The organism is Micromonospora sp. NPDC047557 (assembly GCF_043205095.1).
Lineage (GTDB): Bacteria > Actinomycetota > Actinomycetes > Mycobacteriales > Micromonosporaceae > Micromonospora.
Window position 1 is genome coordinate 74,418 of record NZ_JBIDDK010000002.1, and the last position, 18,750, is coordinate 93,167.

At 72.1% G+C, this 18,750-nt stretch carries 14 protein-coding genes; 6 read left to right on the top strand and 8 right to left on the bottom strand.

Translation table 11 applies throughout. From position 1 onward, the window contains the following. Positions 1-994: 994 nt before the first annotated feature. Complete coding sequence (locus ACGGAQ_RS08155; RefSeq protein ID WP_393045845.1) at positions 995-2,371, bottom strand: DNRLRE domain-containing protein; 1,377 nt, start codon at positions 2,369-2,371, stop codon at positions 995-997. A 222-nt stretch (positions 2,372-2,593) separates the two neighbouring features. Between ACGGAQ_RS08155 and ACGGAQ_RS08160 the strand changes: the two genes are divergently transcribed. The 4 genes from ACGGAQ_RS08160 (at position 2,594) to ACGGAQ_RS08175 (ending at position 7,835) form a co-directional block, all read left to right on the top strand. After that, positions 2,594-3,874 (top strand): MFS transporter, encoded by a 1,281-nt coding sequence (locus ACGGAQ_RS08160; protein ID WP_393045847.1) that lies wholly within the window; start codon positions 2,594-2,596, stop codon positions 3,872-3,874. Next, entirely contained in the window at positions 3,871-4,857 is a 987-nt protein-coding gene (locus tag ACGGAQ_RS08165) for a TolB family protein (protein ID WP_393045849.1), read from the top strand. The genes ACGGAQ_RS08160 and ACGGAQ_RS08165 overlap by 4 nt, the downstream gene beginning before the upstream one ends. Positions 4,858-4,979: 122 nt before the next feature. Next, on the top strand, positions 4,980-6,506 hold the full coding sequence (locus ACGGAQ_RS08170; RefSeq protein ID WP_393045851.1) for an alkaline phosphatase D family protein: 1,527 nt from the start codon (positions 4,980-4,982) through the stop codon (positions 6,504-6,506). 12 nt (positions 6,507-6,518) lie between these two features. Beyond that, entirely contained in the window at positions 6,519-7,835 is a 1,317-nt protein-coding gene (locus ACGGAQ_RS08175) for a hypothetical protein (RefSeq protein ID WP_393045853.1), read from the top strand. Positions 7,836-7,850: 15 nt separating this feature from the next. On the opposite strand, the gene ACGGAQ_RS08180 is transcribed toward ACGGAQ_RS08175, so the two are convergent. The 6 genes from ACGGAQ_RS08180 to ACGGAQ_RS08205 form a co-directional block, all read right to left on the bottom strand. Continuing rightward, the gene (locus ACGGAQ_RS08180; protein WP_393045855.1) at positions 7,851-8,789 is read right to left on the bottom strand and encodes an ABC transporter ATP-binding protein; all 939 of its coding nucleotides are present in this window, start codon (positions 8,787-8,789) and stop codon (positions 7,851-7,853) included. After that, positions 8,786-11,824 carry an FtsX-like permease family protein gene (locus tag ACGGAQ_RS08185; RefSeq protein WP_393045857.1) on the bottom strand — a complete coding sequence of 1,013 codons (3,039 nt, stop codon included), beginning with the start codon at positions 11,822-11,824 and terminating at the stop codon, positions 8,786-8,788. The genes ACGGAQ_RS08180 and ACGGAQ_RS08185 overlap by 4 nt, the downstream gene beginning before the upstream one ends. Before the next feature lie 80 nt (positions 11,825-11,904). After that, positions 11,905-12,552 (bottom strand): ABC transporter ATP-binding protein, encoded by a 648-nt coding sequence (locus ACGGAQ_RS08190; RefSeq protein WP_393045859.1) that lies wholly within the window; start codon positions 12,550-12,552, stop codon positions 11,905-11,907. 79 nt (positions 12,553-12,631) lie between these two features. Beyond that, positions 12,632-13,210 carry a TetR/AcrR family transcriptional regulator gene (locus ACGGAQ_RS08195; protein ID WP_393045861.1) on the bottom strand — a complete coding sequence of 193 codons (579 nt, stop codon included), beginning with the start codon at positions 13,208-13,210 and terminating at the stop codon, positions 12,632-12,634. Between the two features lie 13 nt (positions 13,211-13,223). Continuing rightward, positions 13,224-13,916 (bottom strand): hypothetical protein, encoded by a 693-nt coding sequence (locus ACGGAQ_RS08200; protein ID WP_393045863.1) that lies wholly within the window; start codon positions 13,914-13,916, stop codon positions 13,224-13,226. Positions 13,917-13,944: 28 nt separating this feature from the next. Then, complete coding sequence (locus ACGGAQ_RS08205; protein WP_393045865.1) at positions 13,945-16,347, bottom strand: PEP/pyruvate-binding domain-containing protein; 2,403 nt, start codon at positions 16,345-16,347, stop codon at positions 13,945-13,947. Positions 16,348-16,476: 129 nt separating this feature from the next. Between ACGGAQ_RS08205 and ACGGAQ_RS08210 the strand changes: the two genes are divergently transcribed. Both ACGGAQ_RS08210 and ACGGAQ_RS08215 read left to right on the top strand, forming a co-directional pair. Then, positions 16,477-17,124: a M23 family metallopeptidase gene (locus tag ACGGAQ_RS08210; protein ID WP_393045867.1), complete on the top strand. Its 648-nt coding sequence runs from the start codon at positions 16,477-16,479 to the stop codon at positions 17,122-17,124. Positions 17,125-17,197: 73 nt separating this feature from the next. Continuing rightward, positions 17,198-17,428 carry a DUF2188 domain-containing protein gene (locus tag ACGGAQ_RS08215; RefSeq protein WP_358111871.1) on the top strand — a complete coding sequence of 77 codons (231 nt, stop codon included), beginning with the start codon at positions 17,198-17,200 and terminating at the stop codon, positions 17,426-17,428. A 92-nt stretch (positions 17,429-17,520) separates the two neighbouring features. Here ACGGAQ_RS08215 and ACGGAQ_RS08220 read toward each other — a convergent pair whose 3' ends face one another. Further along, the gene (locus tag ACGGAQ_RS08220) at positions 17,521-18,543 is read right to left on the bottom strand and encodes a DUF4331 family protein (protein ID WP_393045870.1); all 1,023 of its coding nucleotides are present in this window, start codon (positions 18,541-18,543) and stop codon (positions 17,521-17,523) included. Between the last annotated feature and the right edge of the window lie 207 nt (positions 18,544-18,750).

Consider the following 18,750-nt stretch of genomic DNA (forward strand, 5'->3'; position numbering starts at 1 on the left):
GGCGACGGCCGTCCTGGTGGCGATGGCCGTGCTGGGTGGCGACGGCCGTCCTGGTGGCGATGGCCGTGCTGGGTGGCGACGGCCGTCCTGGTGGCGATGGCCGTGCTGGGTGGCGACGGCCGTCCTGGTGGCGACGGCCCTGCCGGTGGCGACGGCCCTGCCGGTGGCAACGGCCGTGCTGGTGACGACGGCCGTGCTGAATGGCGATGGTCGTTCGGTGGCGACGGTCGTGCTGGTGGTGACGGCCGCGCTGAATGGCGATGGTCGTTCGGTGGCGACGGTCGTGCTGGTGGTGACGGCCGCGCGGTCACGCCGCCCCTTCGCGGTCCATGCACGGCCCGCCGCCCCGGAGACGGACGGCGTCGTCGGGCTGTCGATGCCGCAGATCTTGGACAGTTTCCGTTCTCTCGTAACGGAAACTGTCCAAGATCTGTATTGGCGGGCTGTCGTGATGGGTGTGTGGTCCTTCGTCAGCGGCTTGGTGTGCGGTTGGCGAGGGGCCGGGTGCGTGCCGCTGGCGAGGGGCAGGAGTCTGTGCTGCTGGCGATTGCACATGGTCCGCGAACTCGACCGGCATGACGACTTCCGCACCGGGCGGGTGGGTGGTCCATATCTGGGGCAGCTCTACAGGGAACCGCACGGAACCCTGGGCCGCCGGCCGTGGCGCGGCCTGCCGCAGCGCCGCCGCGCCGTGCCGCGTGCCGCCGCGCCGTGCCGCGTGCCGCAGCGCCGTGCCGCGTGCCGCAGCGCCGTGCCGCGTGCCGCAGCGCCGTGCCGCGTGCCGCCGCGCCGCCTGCCGCGCCGCCTGCCGCGCCGCCTGCCGCGGCGCCGTGCCGGCTGCCGCAAGCGCCGAGTCTGGGCGCCCAGGCCAGGGCCGCGGGTAGCGCGTGGGGGCGGTGCGGGTGTTGCAGGTGCCGCGGGTGCTGCGGTGTCGCGCGCGCCGCTGCGAGGGGTGATCCCGCCGCACCGCTACCGGTGCGGCGGGATCAGGCGGTCAGTGGCAGGCGCCGGTGCCGCTGTCGTTGTAGGTCTGCCCGGCGACCGGCACGAACTGCCAGTCGTAGCTGCCGGAGTGCAGGGTGAACTTCAGGACCCCGAACGCAGAGCTGTTGCGGGCCTCGCTGTTGGGCTGGATGGTGCCGAAGCCATAGTGGTCGGCGCCGCCCATCCCGGCGACGAAGCTGCGCATCCCCCGGCTGGCGTCGTAGCCGCCGGCGGGGTTCATCGGGCCGAACCGCTCGTACACGTGGTTGTGGCCCCAGACCACGACGTCGGCGTTGTAGTCGTAGAGCGCCTGGTACAGCGGGCGGGTCGACGTCGACGGCGCGTGGTTGGAGCTGGACGTGAACAGCGGGTGGTGCCAGTACGCCAGCGTGCACGGCTTGCTGCTGGCCGCCAGGTCGGCGCGCAGCCACTGCTCCTGCGTCGACCCGGCCGACATGCTGATGTTCGAGTTCAGCGACACGATGTGCCAGTTGCCGAGGTCGTAGGAGTAGTACCCGCGACCGCTCGGGCCGGCGGTCGAGCCGAAGTAGTTGTAGTAGCCGGTCGCGCCGGACGTGTTGTAGTCGTGGTTGCCCGGTGACGGGCGGGTGCGCGCCTTGTGCCGGCCCCAGGTGGGTTCGTAGTAGCTGGCGAACTGGGACGGGGTGCCGCTGTCGTAGACGTTGTCGCCGGTCGTGAAGACGGTGCCGGAGATGTTGTCGAGCAGCGCCGCCGTGGCGGTGTCACCGGAGCCGGAGGTGGCGATGTCACCGGCCCCGACGAGGACCGGATCGCCCGACGGCGGTGTCGTGGTGCCGGTCGTGACCACCAGCTGCGGGGCGTCGCCGCCACTCTCCCGCGTGTCGTAGTAGGCGCCGTCGCCGCTGGTCGAGGTCGCGCCGAAGCTGAAGGTCCCGTTGCCGGTGACCGCTGAGGTGACGTCGACCTCGTACCAGGTGTTGCCGGCGACCGCGCCGAGCGACCCGAGGCTGGCCCCGTCGATCGTCGGCTGGTTGCTCCAGGTTGTGCCGGTCTCCGACCAGGTGGTGTTGGACATCGTCCGGAACGTGCCGCCGGCGTCGCTGCCGCTGTTGCCGCTGATCGTGCGCAGCCGCAGCTTGGCGCTGGTCACCGTGCCGCTGACACCGCTCACCGTGAAGCGCAGGAACATCCGCCGTGCGGGTGAGTTGTCGACCACGATCTGCGTGGATGTGCCGTAGTTGGTGGACGCGGTGTCGCTCTGGACGTAGGTGTCGGCGACCGGCGTGAACGTCACGCTCGCCGCGGAGGCCGCGCCCGAGCCGGTCAGGACGACGGCGGCGGTGGCGGCGACGAGCACCGCGACCGTCCCGATCGTGACCGGTGGGCGGGCGATTCGAATGTCCATCCAGGACCCCTTCGTTGCGGGTGGAAAGCGCAAGGAATGTAGGAAGGTCGATGAACCGGCGGACTGCCGCCAAGTAAACAGTACCCTCAAGCAGCGAAACATCTCGATGTTCGTCCGATGTTCACCCACCGCATGTTTGTCCGCCCCTCGCGGTCCCTTGTGGCGCCCCCGACCGGATCGTCACGATGGCTGACCGTCGCCCACCGATCAGAGGAGATGCGCGTGTACCTGTCGTCCGTCTCCCGGCCGGTGACCGAGCCGCCCGACGCCGGGCCACGACGCCGACGGCTCGCGCTGGTCAGCGGCAACGTGGTCGCGCTCGGCACGGTCAGCCTGATCACCGACATCTCGGCCGAGATGGTGGCCGCCGTCCTGCCGCTCTACCTGGTGCTGGGCCTGCAACTCAGCCCGGTGGCCTTCGGCGTGCTCGACGGGGCCCACACGGGTGCCACCGCGCTGCTGCGGGTCGTCGGCGGCTTCCTCGCCGACCGGTTCCGACGGCGCAAGCTGGTCGCCGGCGTCGGCTACGCGCTCTCTGCCGTAGCCAAGCTCGGCCTGCTGCTCGCCGGCCGGTCGGTGCCCGCGATCGGCGCCGTCATCGCCGTCGACCGGCTCGGCAAGGGTGTGCGCAGCGCGCCCCGCGACGCGCTCATCACGCTCTCCACCCCGCCCGAGGCCCTGGGCCGGGCGTTCGGGGTGCATCGGGCGATGGACAGCGTCGGCGCGTTCCTCGGGCCGCTCGCCGCGTTCGCCGTCCTGCTGGTCGTCGGGCAGTCGTACGACGCGGTCTTCGTCACCAGCTTCTGCGTCGCCGCCCTGGCCGTCGTCGTGCTCGTGCTGTTCGTCCGGGAGCGACCGAGCGGCGAGCCGGCCGACGGGCCGGACGAGCCCCGGGTCTCCGTCCGCGAGGCGTTCGGCCTGTTGCGCAGCCGGCCCGCCCGTCGGCTGCTGCTGGCCGCGACGATGCTCGGGCTGGCCACCATCGGCGACGGCTTCGTCTACCTGGTGCTTCAGCGCCGGGAAGACCTTGGTCTGCGGTGGTTCCCGCTGCTGGCGGTGGGCACCAGCCTGGCCTACCTGGTGCTCGCCGCACCCCTCGGTGTGCTCGCCGACCGGATCGGGCGGTTGCCGGTGGTGGTGGGCGGCTACGTGGCCCTCGGCGCGACCTACCTGCTGCTGTCCGGGCCGGCGCACGGCTGGCCGGCGCTGGCGTTGACGCTGGCGCTGTACGGCGCGTTCTACGCGGCCACCGACGGCGTGCTCATCGCGCTCGCCGGGCCGGTGCTGCCGTCGCGGCTACGGACCACCGGGATCGCGCTGGTCCAGACCGGGCAGGCGCTGGCGTACCTCGTCTCCTCGGTCCTGTTCGGGCTGGCCTGGCAGGCGTGGGGGCCGCAGGCGGCGGTCCGGGTGGCGGCCGTGGCCGTCGTCGGCGTCCTGGTCGTCACCGTGCTCCTGCTGGCCTCCCCGCTCCGCCCCAGTCTCCGGAAGGTGTCCCCATGAGCGCGATGTCGACCCGGGCGAAGCTCGGCGTGGTGGCCGCCAGCGCGGTGCTGTTGGCCAGCGTGGCGGCCGGCTACGCCGCCATCGCCGCCGAGCCGGCCCGGACCCCGCCGCCGACCGCCGCCGGGGACCAGGCGGTCACACTGGCACCGGGCCCGCGCCTGCTGGCCATCACCGACCGGTACGTCTCCAGCGTCGCGACCGCCGATCCCGCCGGGCCGCGTACCGTCTCGGGTCTGGAATGCCTGCGGGTGTACGCGGCCGCCGGCACCGGTGTCTGCCTGCGGCCGGAGACGGCGTGGTCGTACCAGGTCGTGGTGCTCGACGCGGCGCTGCGCCAGAAGCGGACGCTCAGCGTGCCCGGCCTGCCCAACCGGGCCCGGGTCTCGGCCTCCGGCCGGATGGTCTCCTGGACGACGTTCGTCGGGGGCGACTCCTACACGGCGAGCGGCTTCTCCACCCGCACCGGCATCCTCGACACCGTCACCGGCGCCACCGTGACGTCGCTGGAGGAGTTCGCCATCACGCGGGATGGTCGCGGCTACCGCAGCCCCGACGTCAACTACTGGGGTGTCACCTTCACCGCCGACGACAACCACTTCTACGCGACCATGGCCACCGGCGGCAAGCGGTACCTCGTGCGCGGCGACGTGGCCGCCCGGACCGTCGAGACGATGCGGACGAACGTGGAGTGCCCGTCGCTGTCGCCCGACGGCACCCGGATCGCCTTCAAGGAGGCGATCGACGCCGACCCGACGAAGGGTTGGCGGCTGTCGGTCCTCGACCTGGCGTCCGGGCGGGTCACCGCGACGGCGGAGACCACAAGCGTCGATGACCAGGCAGCCTGGCTCGACGACGCCACGCTGGCCTACACACTGCGCCAGAGCGACGGTCGGCCCGACGTCTTCAGCGTCGCGGCCGACGGGTCCGGTACGCCGAAACTGCTGATCCCCGGCGCCGAGTCGCCGGCGCCGCTGACCTGACGGCCCGGCCGCCAATCCCGGCGGCCAGGACACCTGACCGCCTTGCCGCGGTCGACGTCCCGTCACGTCGGCTTCCGCGCCGCAGCCTTCGCCGTTCATCGACGGCCTCGAAGGTATGGACCATGACAAGGCTGAGCCGTCGCATATTCGTCCTCAGTGGACTCGCTGCCGCCGGCGCCGCGGTGACACCCTGGCAGGGTGCCCGCGCCGCGGTGCCGTACCCCTTCAAACTCGGTGTGGCGTCCGGTGATCCGGCGTCCGACAGCGTGGTCCTGTGGACCCGGCTGGCGCCCTCGCCGCTCAACGCCGACGGGCAGGGCGGCATGGCCAACGCCGACGTGACTGTCGAGTGGCAGGTGTCCACGACGGACCGCTTCTCGTCGCTTGTCGCGTCCGGCTCGGTGGTCGCCCGCTACGCCGACGCCCACTCGGTGCACGTCGTCGCGGGCGGCCTCGCCGCCGACTCCGACTACTACTACCGGTTCCGGGCCCAGGGGCAGATCTCCCCGGTGGGACGTACGCGGACCGCGCCGGCCCCGGGCACCTTCGGCCGCGACCTGGTCATGGCCTTCGCGTCCTGCGCCCACTACGAGGCCGGCTACTACACCGCGTACCGGCGGATGGCCGAGGAGAACCCCGGGCTGATCCTGCACCTCGGCGACTACATCTACGAGGGTGGCGTCAACACCTCCGCCGTGCGCCAGCACGTCGGCGCGGAGATCGTGTCGCTGGCCGACTACCGCCGCCGGTACGCCCTCTACAAGTCCGACCCCGACCTGCAGGCGGCGCACGCGGCCGCGCCCTGGCTGGTCGTGCCGGACGACCACGAGGTGGAGAACAACTATGCGAACATGGTCCGCGCCGACAGCAGCCCGACGCTGACCGCGGCCCAGTGGACCGCCCGACACACCGCCGCGTACCGCGCCTACTACGAGAACATGCCGCTGCGGCCGGCCTCCGCGCCGAGCGGCAACAGCATCCCGCTGTACCGCCGCGTCCGGTGGGGGCAGCTCGCCACCTTCCACATGCTCGACACCCGGCAGTTCCGCGACGACCAGGCCTGTGGTGACGGCTGGAAGGCCTGCGCGGACGCGGACCTGGCCTCCCGGTCGCTGACCGGAGCGACCCAGGAGGCGTGGCTGCTCGACGGTCTGGCCCAGCACTACGGCACCTGGGACATCCTCGGTCAGCAGGTGTTCTTCGCCCGCCAGTACGACGCGAGCGGGGCGGCGAACATGGACGCCTGGGACGGCTACCGGGCCTCGCGCAGCCGCATCCAGACCGGCTGGCAGCAGCGTGGGGTGCGCAACCCGCTCGTGCTCACCGGGGACGTGCACAAGTCCTGGGCCAACGAGCTGAAGGCCGACTACGCCAACCCGTCGTCCGCCACGATCGGCACCGAGCTGGTCTGCACCTCGATCACCTCGACCGGCAACGGCACCGGCAGCACCACCATCCCGAACGCGGCCACCAACCCGCACCTCAGGTTCTACTCCGACCGGCGCGGCTACGTCCGTACCACGATCGGTCGCAGCCAGGTCCGCGCGGACTTCCGGGCGGTCAACACGGTGACCGAGCACGACGCGCCCGCGTCGACGGTGCGCTCGTTCGTCATCCTCGACGGCCAGCCCGGCCTGCAGGCCGGGTAGAAGGAGTACCCCATGACCGCACTCACGACACTGCTCGCCGCGTCCCTGCTGGCCCCGACCGTCGTGGCGCCCGCCCCGACCGCCATGACCGCCGAGGCGATCACCTGGACCACCGCCAACAGCGTGGCGACCGGCGACCAGGATCTGCCCGCCATCGCCATGAACCGCAACGGTCAGGTCGCGGTGGCCTGGGAGGACGACCGGGACAGCACCGCCCCCGAGGACGACACCCACAGCGAGATCTACCTGCGCCTGTTCCGCGACGGCACACCCGGCTACGAGCTGAAGCTCTCCACCGGTGGCACCAGTGGAGCCGCCTGGCGGCACATCAGCCCGGACGTCGGTATCGACGATCGGGGCAACACGGTTGTCGTCTGGGCCGCCGACGGCGACGGCAACGGCGTCTACAACATCCAGTACCGGGTGGTGTCACCGGCCGGCGCGATCCTCGGCTCGGGGCAGGCCAACGCCAGCGACGCCGGGCAGCAGATCTGGCCGAAGGTGGCGGTCGACCCCGACGGCGCGCCCGCCACCGCCGGCGTCGGCTTCACCGTCGTCTGGGAGGACGTGCAGGGGACCGCTCCGGCCACCGTCAAGGCCGCCGGCTACACCGCCGCCACCGCCAAGGCGTACGAGGTGACGGCCTCGCAGACGACCGGCTCGCACCACCGCCCCGACGTGGCGGTGTCCGCCTCCGGCGAGGCGCTGGTGGTGTGGGACGAGGACGCCGACGCCAACGGCTCGTACAACATCGGGTTGACCCGGCTGGCCCGGTCGAACGGCGCGGTGGTGCTGTCCCGGCGCACGGCCAACGCGCAGAGCGGCGGGCAGCAGCAGCGGGCGTCGGTCGCGGCGACGTTCGCCGGTGACTTCACCGTCGGCTGGGAGTCGGACCACACCGGCACCCGGGGCGTCTGGGCGCGCTCGTTCACCGCTGCCGGCGCCGCCCGCCACGGCGAGGTCCAGGTGTCCACCGGGACCGGGGCCGTCGCGCGCGGGGTCGGCATCGACGACGAGGACAACGTCGTGGTGGGCTGGACGGTCTCCGGTGCCAATCCGGACGTCTGGGCGCGCGGCCTCAACCCGGACGGCAGCACCACCGGTCGGCTGGCGGCCCGGGCCTTGAGCCAGACCACGACGGGTCGGCAGGAACACCTGGCGATCGCCGCGTCCCCGTGGGGCGAGGTGAGCCTCTGCTACACCGACGACAACGACGGCAACGGCTTCGACCAGGTGCTCCTCGGTCTCGGGGCGACGAACTCCACCTGGCTGATGACCGCCGACGAGCTGCGCCAGCGCAAGGCGCGGGCCGCTGCTCGGGTGGGCTGAGCCGGCACGCTCCGTTCAGAGGGCGTGGTCGGGCTCGCCGCCGGCGCTGACCACCCCGTCGTCTCCGTCGAGGGACGACGGGGTGGCCACCGCGCGTAGAGTGATCGACTGGTCGGTGTGCTCGACCTCGAACAACGTTCCGGCCGGGAAGGCCGCCCATATCTCCGGCGGCAACTGGATCGTGCCGTCACCGGCCACCACGGCGAAGTCCCGGCCGTCACGCCCCTCGGCGCCTACCCGGCCGTCGCGGATGGTGACCGCTCGGCCGAGCCGGGCACCCACCTCGCCGTCGTGGGTCACCACGACCACTGTGGTGCCCCGCTGCGCGTTGACAGTGGCCAGCGCCGCGAGCACGTCGTCGCGACCGGCCTGGTCGAGCTGACTCGTGGGCTCGTCGACCAGGAGCAGGCCGGGCCCGGCGGCGAGCCCCTGCGCCAGAGCGGCCCGCTGGCGCTGCCCCGGGGTCAGGTCGCTCACCCGCCGCGCGCCGGCGCCGCCGAGACCGACCAGTTCCAGGATCGCCTCCGGTGGGTCGAGCCGGCGTCCGGCCAGGCGTGCCGCGGGTCGCTGCGCCAACCAGATGTTGTCCGACAGCGACAGGTACGGCAGCAGGTTGCGTTCGGCGCCCTGGAGCACCGTGCCGACCGTGGCCCCGCGCAGGGCGGCCAGGCCCTTGGCCGAGAGCCGGGACAGCTCGTGGTCGCCCACGTAGACCCGTCCGGCGGACGGTTGCATGAGCCCACCGAGAATCGCCACCAGCGTGGACTTGCCGGAGCCGGACGGACCCACCAGCGCCAGCATCTCGCCGGCCGCGATGTTCAGGTCCACGCCGGAGAGGGCGACGACGTCACCGGTGGCAGTGGGGTAGATGTGGATCAGCCGGTGGCAGGTGACGGCCACACCCCCGGCCGGCTCTGCGGGGGTCTCCGGCGCGTCCTGCCGCGCGGCAATCATCGACCGCTCCGGAGGCGCACCGAGGCGGCGACGGTCCGGCCGAGCACGACCGCCGTGAGGGCGAACAGAATGACGGCTGGCACCGCGAACAACAGCAGCCGGCCGACGTCCGGCCAGTCGGGTATCGGGACCGGTGAGCGGCCGTCACTGAACAGACGCTGCCCGCCCCGGGTGAGGAGCCAGATCACCAGGGTGACGAGTGCACCCGACCCCACCGCGAACACGACCGGCCACCCGTAACCGCCACGCACGGCACGTGGTGGCAGCCCTTGCCCACGGAGCGCCACCAGCATGGCCACCCGGGCGCGTTGCTCGGCGGAGGCCGTCGCCACCATGCCGGCCGCCCCGATCAGCACCCCGGCCAGCGCAGCGAACACGTTGAAACGCAGCGCCAACGCCGCCCCCTGCCGATCGAAACCCTCCCGTACCTGGGTGATCGTCCGGTCACTCCGCACGGCCAGTCCCTGTGCGCGAAGCCGGTCGAGGATGTCCGCGGGAGCCGACCGCGCCAGCCAGACCTCCTCGTTGCCGTTCTGGCTGGCGACGGCGAGTCGGTCCGCGTACTCCAGGTCGACGATGAGCCCGGACCCACCGAGCCGCGGCAGGCGGTCGACCAGACCTCGAACCGAACCGTTGGTCGGTGTCCCGTCGACACCGTCGTACGGGTGTGAGCCGCCGACCGCCGTTCCCTTCGACCGGGTCAGGTAGACGGGCAGCGGGAACGGCGCATCGACGACACCGACGCCGGCCGGCTTCGACCGCCGGTTCTCCGCGATCTCGAGGGCCAGCGCCGCCTTCGGCCCACTCGCGGCGCCGAGGAACGTGTCAACCGGATCGAGCAGCCGCCACCGTTGCGGATCGGCGAGCTGCGCGCCGGTCAGCACGACCGTCTCGCCCTGGCCGTCGCCGTCGGCGGCACGCAATTCCTCGAACTGGACCTTGAGCTGCCCGGACACCACGGGAGCTTCGATTTCGATCTTGACCAGCCGACATTCCTGCGCGCACTCGGGCACCTGGAGGTCGTAATCCCTCCGGCCGGGCTTGATGTCGTCGCGGGCGAGGACCACCCGGGTGCCGTTCCTCCCGGAGATCGTGATCGCGAGGCGGACCCGATTTCCGGCGAAGACCTCGGCGTTGAAGTCGGCGGAGAGCGCCATGATGAGCTGGCTACCCCGCAACCGCACGGGTCTCCCCGGCGCGGCTGGGTGGATGTCTCGGGCGATGTCCGCCAAGGACGCGCCGTAGGACGGATGCGGCGCGGCCACCGTCGCGAGCCGGTCCGAGTCCACGGCCAACAGCGGTGTGCCGGCTGCGTCGGGGACACCCGACACCACCGCGGCCATCGCGAATCTGCCCTCGGGATCCAACGCCCGCACGGCGGTCAACAGGTGTGAACGCGACGTCGCGTCGACCTCGACGACGCGCGGCGCGCCGACCTCGACGACCGCCCGATCGCGGTAGGCGGCCGAAGCGACCTCACTCGTCGCGACGGTGAAAGCGAGCATGGCGACGACCACGGTCAGCAGGGCGATCAGCGGGCGGAACCGTGGTTGCCGGGCCACCTGCACCAGGGCGAGGCCGACCGCTGTCCGGCCGCGCGCGAGCAGCGCCGCACCCATCGCGGCGCCGGCGATCATCGCGACCCGCGCCAGCAGTACAGCTGCGGCGAGCGCTCCGGCGACCGGCGCCACCAGCGCCAGGCCACTGGGCGATCCGCCGGAGCGCAACTGGACCACGGCAGCCACGGCGATGGACACCGCGACGACGTCGCCGATGGTCGCCCGCCACCCTCGTACCCGTGCCGGCACCCGGCGCAGCAGGTCGACGACCGGCGCGGACATCATCCGAGCCTGGGCCAGCAGCACCGCGGCGAGCGCGCCGACGGCGCCGATGGTGGCGAATCCGATCGTGGTCGCGTCCACCGCGACGTCGACGTGCGTCGGGAGGGTATGCGCGGCGAGCAGTGTGGCAGCGCCCAGACCGGCCAGACAGCCGAGGGGAATCGCGACCAGGACGGGCACGGCGTGCTCGCCGATCGCCAGTGCCCACAGGCGTCGGCGCTGTACGCCACGGAGCAGGAGCAGGCCCTGCTCCGGGCGCCGCTGGTCCGCCGCCGAACCGACGGCGACGAAGAGGACCAGCCAGCAGAGCAGGACGAGTAGCGCCGCGCCCAGCGCCACGCCGTCGGCCAGTTGCCCGCGTTGCAGGGTGACGCGATCCAACAGACCGGGCAGGCTGGTGCCGGCCCCGTAACCCGCACGGCCCCCGTCGCGTTTGAGCACCGCGAGCGCGGCCTGCAGGTCTGCCACCGATCGGCCGTCCAACAACCGCTCGGTGGCGTAGAGATCAGCCGTCGATCGGAACAGGATCGCCTGATCGTCGACGAGGGGTGCGGACTCGGCGCTGAAGATGGCGTCCTCGGCGCTGCCTGGGATCGACCCGCTGGCCGAGTCCGCAGCGGGTGGCCGAATGAACTCCTCGCCCAGCCAGAACGGATCCTTCACGTCCAGCGGTCGGTAGACGCCGGCCACCCGCACCGGCACCGCGCCGAACGTGAACTGATCCCCGACGGCGACACCGAGCCGCGCCGAGGTGTGCGTGCTGACCATGACCTCGGGGAGCTGACCCCTCGAGGTGGCCCGAGGGCAAGCGCCGGTCACGGTGACCCGTTCGCAGACCCCCGCTCGATAGACCAGATTCGAGGTCGCCGTGCCGGCACGGCCGGCGGCGACACCGCCACTCTGGGCGCCCAGGACGACGTCGAAACCAGCCGGCGTCAACTCCCGGACCTCGCCCGCGAACAGCGTGCTGTTGGGATCGCCGGGCATCCCCGGATATTCCACGGGCTCGGCGAGTCGCACCCGGAGCTCGTTCGGCTGCGCGGTGGACAGTTCGTGACGCCACAGGGCCTGCCCGGCGGCGGCGACGTAACTCGGTGCGGCTGCGGCGGCGGCACTGGCGAGCAACGCGAGCACGAGCACGGCCATGGCCTGCGCCCGGCGGGCCGCGAGCGCTGCCCAGATGATGGTCAGCATTGACGGTGATGGTATCGGCGAAGCTCGACGCTCAACGTCCCCTGCGGGTGGACCGAGACCTGCCGGTTACCGAACGTCCCTCAATTGCGGACGATCTCCGCCCGGCCCTCGACGAGGTGAAGCTCCGCCTCGCAGGCCGCGGCAACCTCCGGGTCGTGGGTGGCGAACACGACCGCAACACCCCGGCGCGCCTCGTCGTGCAGCAGGTCCAGAACCCGCTGCCGATTGCCCGCGTCCAGCTCGCTGGTCACCTCGTCGGCCAGCAGCACGCCGCCGCGCAGCGCCAGACCGCGAGCGATGGCCGTACGTTGCTGTTGGCCGCCGGACAGCTCCTCGACCAACTGGTCGGCCTGGCCGGAGAGGCCCAGCCGATCCAACATCGCGGTGGTCTGCTGCCGGGCCTCCACCGCTGGCACCCCACTGGCAACCAGGGCGACCTGCAGGTTCTCGGTCGCGGTCAGGATCGGGGCCAGACCGTTGTCCTGCGGGACGAGGACGATCCGGTGCTCGACCCCGTGATCACGGTCGCGGAGCGCCTGCCCGTCCACAGTCACCGTGCCCTCTCGCGGGGGCAGCAGCCCGGCCATCGCGTTGAGCAGGGTGGTCTTGCCGGCACCCGACGAACCGGTCAACGCCAGCACCCGACCCGGACGGACCGTGACCGACACTTCCCGCAGGACCGCCGGCGTGTCGCCGTAGCCAACCGCCACCCTGTGCAGAGTCAGCATCCGTGCTCGCCCCTTCCGGTACCGATGTCCCGCACAGTGCCAGGGCCGTCCAGATGGCGCAATCCTGGAGGAGGCACGCTCAGGTGGTCGCCGGTGTGCCGAAGAGCAGGTCCAGGTGGGCGTCCAGGGCGTCCAGCGCCTGCTCGGCGGTGTACTGCCCACCCAGCAGGTAGAGGCCCAGCCCTTCCATCAGCGCCAGCAGCCCGGTCGCCGCGGCCGCGTCGTCGGTGGGCAGGACGCTGGCGATGAACGCGGTGAGCTGCGCCGTGTCGTCGCGCAGGCTGGGCGCGGCCGACGGTCGTACCGCCGTGTACGCGAGGAACGCGAGCGCCACCCGACCGTCGTCGCGGGTGTGCTCGTCGAGCGGCAGGAGCGCGACGATCATCGTGCGCAGCAGCAGCCGGGGGGAGGGATTCTCGCCGAGGCCCGCCACCGCCTCGGTGACCCGGATCTGACTGCGTTCGCGGACCACGCTCAACGCGAACGCCATCATCTCGTCCTTGGTGCGGAAGTAGTGCTGGACCATTCCGGCGGACACGCCCGCCTCGGTGGCCACGTGGCGCAGGCTGACCGCCTCCAGGCCCTGGGCCGCGGCGACCCGCATCAACGCGTCCGCGATGAGGGTGCGTCGCTGCTGGTGATCGACCTTCTTGGGCATGACCTCGATCGTTTCACAGTGGGTGGCCGGGAGCCGCCGCCGTGCGGCGGTCAGCCTCCGGCGCGGGGGTGCCCCGGGCGCTGCGCAGCAGACCGTCGGGGTCGTCCGCGTACAGCCGCAACTCGTCCATCGGCGCGGACCGGCCCGTGGGCAGGTCGACGGTCGTCGGCCGGCGCAGCAGGACGTCGATGCTCGTCTGACTGCCGACCGAGAGGTGCAGGACGCGCCGGTCACCCTCCTGGTCGACCTGGACGGACCTGCCCGACGGCAGTGAGCGGTGGCGTTTGCGCAGCGCCGCGACGTCTGCCCAGGGGATCCAGATGTCGATGCCCGAGTTGACCCGCACCCGCAGACCGGTGTCACCGACGACGTGTGGATGAATGGTCATGCTGGCCCAGAGGCCGACCATCCAGAGCACGCCCCAGATGCCCAGGCCGAGCACGATCCAGCGGGCCGGCCGCCACGGCACCACGTGGGTGACGATCAGGTCGAAGATCGGGATCTCGACGACCGACAGGGCGATGAAGATGCCGAGGATCGGCTTGACCACGCCGAGGTAGCCGAACGGCTCGTCGCCGGGCTCCAACGGCAGCGGACGACGCCGCGCCCACACGTAGAGGCTGCGCCACATCGTGGCCTCGGCCACGGCCGCCCGGCGCAACAGCGGTCCCAGTCTCGCCCTGGTCGGCGTCCTCGTGTCGGTCATCTCGTCGTCCTCGGGGTTCAGGTGGTGGTCAGTGGACGGTCACGACGCCGGCGCCGCCGTCGACGGTGACGAGCTGCCCCGTGGAGATCGTCCGGGTGGCGTCCGGCACGCAGATGACGGCGGGAATGCCGTACTCCCGGGCCACCGTGGGGCCGTGCGCCATGATCGCGCCGGTCTCGGTGACCAGCGCCGCGGCGGTGAGGAACAGCGGGGTCCAACCGGGGTCCGTGGTCGCGGCGACCAGGACGTCGCCGGGCTCGACGTGGGCGGTGGCCGGGTCGCTGACGACCCGGGCCGGGCCGGTGACCCGACCGGCGGACGCCCCCACGCCGACGAGCGTCCCGTCCAGGGTGGACGCCGCCGGCAGGACGGTCTCGACGTCGGTGCCGTCGGACAGCAACGCCACCGGCACCGACCGGCGACGCAGCTCCCGGCGGTGCACGGCCCGCCGGGACGCGACGACGCCGCGGTGATCAACTTCCTGGTGTACGGCGGTGTGCACCTCGTCGAGGGTCAGGAACATGATGTCGTCCGGCTGGTCCAGCAGCCCGGCGTCGGTCAGGTCCGCCCCGATCAGCAGCAGTTGTCGGCGTCTCTCCCGCAGCGGGTACAACCCGGCGAACTTGCCGGCCTCGCGCAGGCCGGCCAGCGAACGGGCCCGGCGCAGCAGGAACCCGGCGACTCGGCCACGCACCGGCCGCCGCCGGCGGGCCCGCGTGACCAGCTCTCCCAGCGCCGTCTCCGCCGCCGCCGCGGCACGGTGGAAGCGCTGGTCGGGGCCCTGCCCCGGATCGGTGACACGCAGGTAGTTGGCGAGCGCGGCGAAGACCGGTGTGGGGTCTTCGGCCCAGCGCGGCACGCCGACGTCGACCTCGGCGACACCGCGGTGGCCGTACGCGTCCAGAAAGTCGGCCATGCCGATGTCGGGCAGCGTTCCATCCAGGTGGCGGGCGGCCAGCTCGTCCGGTGGGGTGTCGAGCAGGAGTCGCCGGTGCTCGCCCACGCCCTGGGCGAGTCGCCACAGCGCCAGGTCCATCTCGATGGTGACGTTGTGCGGCATCCCGCCGAGCACGGCGTGGATCTCGTCCGGGTCGGCGACACCCTTGAGCAGCGTGGCCGGCACCGCGGCGGCGAGCATCCCGGCGACGATCGGCCACATGATGGCGTCGCTGTCGTCCCTGTCGTCGCGCGCTTCGAGCAAGCGCAGCCGGTCGGCCGCGGTCCGCAGGTCGTCGGTGGCGACCGACCGGACTCTGAGCTGCTCGATCGCCTCGAACAGCCGGATCCGTGCGGCGTCCGGGCGCGCCAGCGCGCGTACGATCCCCACCACCGCGCGGCCGGCCGTCCGCAGCGACGCCGCACCCTGTCCCGCACCGCGTCCGGTGCCGCCGCTGGTCGGGGCGAATCGCGGATCCGCCAGGACGTGCTGCATCACCGCCTGTGCCCGGGGGCCGAAGTCGACAGCCATGAGCTTGACCAGCCGCCGGCGGGACGACCGGCTCGTGGCCAGGTCGGTCAGGTCGCCGTAGAGGCGGCCGCCGATGTCGACGATCTCCACCCGGACGCCGAGCGCCGCGAGCATCGCGGTGATCTGCGCCCGCAGGGTCGCCATGCCCATCGGGGTGACCGGTCGCAGCATGCCCTGGACGTGGCCGAACTCCAGATAGACGCGGGGGAGGGGCTTGCCGGTGGCCGGTGGCAGGGGGAACAGGCTGGTGATCGGGCGCGACTGCAGCACCCACAGCACGTCGTCCGCGTCGATCGCCCACTCCACGTCCTGCGGGCAGCCGAAGTGGTCCTGCAACCGTTCACCGGTGGCCCGCAGTCGCTCCAGGTGCGCGGCGGTCAGGCACCCTGTGTCGTCCCGCGCGACGCCGTCGAGGACGTAGTGGTCGACGGCCGTCGCGCCGTCCACGACGGTGGTGCCGAGACCCGGCGCGGCGTCGACCGCCATCTCGTTGCGGCAGCCCGTCAGCGGATTGGCGGTGAAGAGCACCCCTGCCGCCGTGGGCGTGACCATGCGCTGCACGATGACCGCCATCCGCACCTCGCGGTGCTCGATGTGGCGGGCCTCGCGGTAGGCGGTCGCCCGGTCGCTGTGCAGCGATTCCCAGCACCGGCCGATCGCGGCGATCAACTCGGCGCCGCCCGTGACGTTGAGGATGGTGTCCTGCTGACCCGCGAAGCTGGCGTCCGGCAGGTCCTCGGCGGTGGCGCTGGAGCGCACCGCCACCGGGCCGGCCCCGAGTCCTTCGTACGCGGCGATGATCTCCGCCTCCGGGACGACACCGCGCCGGTGGGCCTCGGCGGTGACGCAGAAACCCGCGGGGATGCGTTCGCCGCGCCGGATCAACTCGCCCAGCCCGGCTGCCTTGCCACCGACCAGGTCGACCATCTCGGCGGTCACCTCGGACAACGCGATAACGGACATGCCGCCCCCCAGTTGCAATGCGAGTGCATTGCAACCACCGTAGGCCCTTTACGATGCAACTGCAATGTCACCGGGGTGTGAGCGCGACCCACGATCGCGGCGTTGCCGGCGTCTGCCATGCTCGGGCCGGTGACGACCGGCCGACCCATCGGAGCCCGCAGCCACCGCCGCACCCGCCGCCGGCTGATCCCCGTCCTTCTCGCCCTCGTCGTGGCGGCGGCCATGGCCGGCGTCGCCGTGGTGGTCGTGCCGTTGCTGCGGCCGGCCGGTCCCCGTCCGCTCTTTCAGATGCCGGTCGCCTGCGGTGAGACGTGGCAGCTCAGCACCTACCCCGGTCACGACGACTTCGACGTCGACCTGTTCCCCATCGAGGGCGAGGCGTGGGGGCGTCCGGTGCTCGCGTCCTACGGCGGCACGGTCACCGTGGCGGGCATCAACGGTTCGCTGGGTGGGCGTACGCCGGAGAATCCGCAAGGCCCGCGCGGTCGCGGCGGCGGCTACTGGGTGAAGATCGATCACGGTGGCAAGTGGGAGACGCAGTACCTGCACCTGCTCGAACCGCCGCTGGTCGAGGTCGGTCAGAAGGTCGCCCAGGGTGAGCAGATCGGGCGGCTCGGCAGCACCGGCGACTCCGGCGCTCCGCACCTGCACTACGAGCAGCGACGCGGCTGGGACAAGGTCGAGACCCATTTCGGCGGTACGCCGTCGGGCATCACCACCGACGAACGCGAACAGATACTTCGGCGGGTGAGCGAGAACTGCCCGGCCGTCTCCTGAGGACTACGGGTTTGTCCACCACGGCTCGGGGCACTGAACTGGTGACAGTTCAGACGCAGGGAAGGAGCCGGCGATGGCCAAGGGTGACGTCGACACGTACCAGGAAGACGGGCAGTGGAAGAACCGTCCGGAGGGCAACGATCGGGCCAGCAGCACGCACGACTCCAAGGCCGACGCGCAGGCGCAGGGGCGCGAGATGGCAGCCGACCGGGGCGTCGAGCACGTGATCAAGAAGCAGGACGGCACGATCGGGGAGAAGAACACCTACCCGCGCAGCCGCGACCCACGGGACATCGCGGGCTGACCGCCGCACCGTCTGCGGACCGACCTCTTCGGCGTGACCGAGGAGGTCGGTCCGCTGTTGCGCGTCGTCGTGAATCGCCCATGGGATGCGGGTCAGGCCGGCACCACGTACGGGAACGCGTCGGCGCGGGCGGCCTTCGTGACATCGGGTGTGAGGCCCGAGGTGGTGCCGGTGTTGAGGACCAGGGAGAACATCACCTCGGGCGCGTTGTCGGCCATGGTGCGGCCGTTGCGGACCGCGAAGCCGTAGTTCGCGGCCGTGCCGACGGTGTACGAGAGCACGTCCGGGTAGAGCTGTCGGGCGACGCTCCAGCCGTACGCCTGCGGGTCCGGTGCGGTGCCGTTCGCCGCGACGACCCCGGCGACCGCGGTGGCGATCTCCTTCCCATCCTCGGGCAGGTCCTGGCTGGGGTGCCGGAAGTTCGCCGGGTCTGAGAAGTCGGTGTCGTGCGGCCAGAAGATGGGCCACATCATGGGGTGGCCCGCGCGGTTGATCTGCCGCCACCCGCCCGCGTCGGTGGCCAGCAGGGTCCGACACCAGACGCCGATCTCGGTGCCCTCGCGCAGCAGCGGCTCATCGTGCGAGACCTCCAGGACGATCGACTCGACGGTGGTGCCGGCGAAGCTGTTCTTGGCCTGGTCGACCCGCCACGCCGAGCGGTCCACTCGCGCGCCGTTCTTGACCGCTCCGTTGATCGTGGCGAGCTCGTCGAGGTCGACGTAGAACGGGTCGGTGATCCGGCCCGCCCAGATCCGCACGCGCTGCCCGGTCGTCACCTCGCCGGTCCTGCCCTGGGCGATGGGGGTTCCCATGGCGGCGTCGTCGCGGGCGTCCGCGCCGGTGAGTTCGTACAGCTCCAGAGTCTGCGTGCCGTTGCCGTCCGGCTCGCCGAAGGCGAATCGGTAGGCCAGCTCCTCCATGTCCGAGCCGTTGAAGTGAATCTTGAACTCGTAGCGGGCCTCGGCGTGGAAGCCGCGCTTGATGTCGGCCTTGGTCACCGAGCTGTTGACGTCCATGACGAACACGGTGGTGCGGTCGCCGTTGAAGACGTACAGGTCGTCGATGTAGAGCTGGCCGCCCTGGGCGGCGAGGGGGGTGTCAAGGTGGTGCGACATGGGCTCACTCCCGTAACGGCTATATCCGGATTAAACCGAACATAGCGGTCGGGGTGCGGTCGCCCGGTCCGTCGACCGAATCAGGCTGACCCGGTGGGCGGAGATGTCGCACGCGGCGGTGGGGGGGGGGGGGGGGGGGGCCGCCCGCCCCCCCCCCCCGCCCCCCCCCGCACAACCCGGGCCACCAAAGGTTTGCCGCCGCCCCGC

Bases quoted from the DNA above. Each gene is read 5' to 3' on its own strand.
- ACGGAQ_RS08155 (WP_393045845.1), bottom strand. From the start codon at position 2,371: ATGGACATTCGAATCGCCCGCCCACCGGTCACGATCGGGACGGTCGCG.
- ACGGAQ_RS08215 (WP_358111871.1), top strand. From the start codon at position 17,198: ATGGCCAAGGGTGACGTCGACACGTACCAGGAAGACGGGCAGTGGAAG.
- ACGGAQ_RS08200 (WP_393045863.1), bottom strand. From the start codon at position 13,916: ATGACCGACACGAGGACGCCGACCAGGGCGAGACTGGGACCGCTGTTG.
- ACGGAQ_RS08220 (WP_393045870.1), bottom strand. From the start codon at position 18,543: ATGTCGCACCACCTTGACACCCCCCTCGCCGCCCAGGGCGGCCAGCTC.
- ACGGAQ_RS08180 (WP_393045855.1), bottom strand. From the start codon at position 8,789: ATGATTGCCGCGCGGCAGGACGCGCCGGAGACCCCCGCAGAGCCGGCC.
- ACGGAQ_RS08205 (WP_393045865.1), bottom strand. From the start codon at position 16,347: ATGTCCGTTATCGCGTTGTCCGAGGTGACCGCCGAGATGGTCGACCTG.
- ACGGAQ_RS08175 (WP_393045853.1), top strand. From the start codon at position 6,519: ATGACCGCACTCACGACACTGCTCGCCGCGTCCCTGCTGGCCCCGACC.
- ACGGAQ_RS08190 (WP_393045859.1), bottom strand. From the start codon at position 12,552: ATGCTGACTCTGCACAGGGTGGCGGTTGGCTACGGCGACACGCCGGCG.
- ACGGAQ_RS08170 (WP_393045851.1), top strand. From the start codon at position 4,980: ATGACAAGGCTGAGCCGTCGCATATTCGTCCTCAGTGGACTCGCTGCC.
- ACGGAQ_RS08165 (WP_393045849.1), top strand. From the start codon at position 3,871: ATGAGCGCGATGTCGACCCGGGCGAAGCTCGGCGTGGTGGCCGCCAGC.
- ACGGAQ_RS08185 (WP_393045857.1), bottom strand. From the start codon at position 11,824: ATGCTGACCATCATCTGGGCAGCGCTCGCGGCCCGCCGGGCGCAGGCC.
- ACGGAQ_RS08195 (WP_393045861.1), bottom strand. From the start codon at position 13,210: ATGCCCAAGAAGGTCGATCACCAGCAGCGACGCACCCTCATCGCGGAC.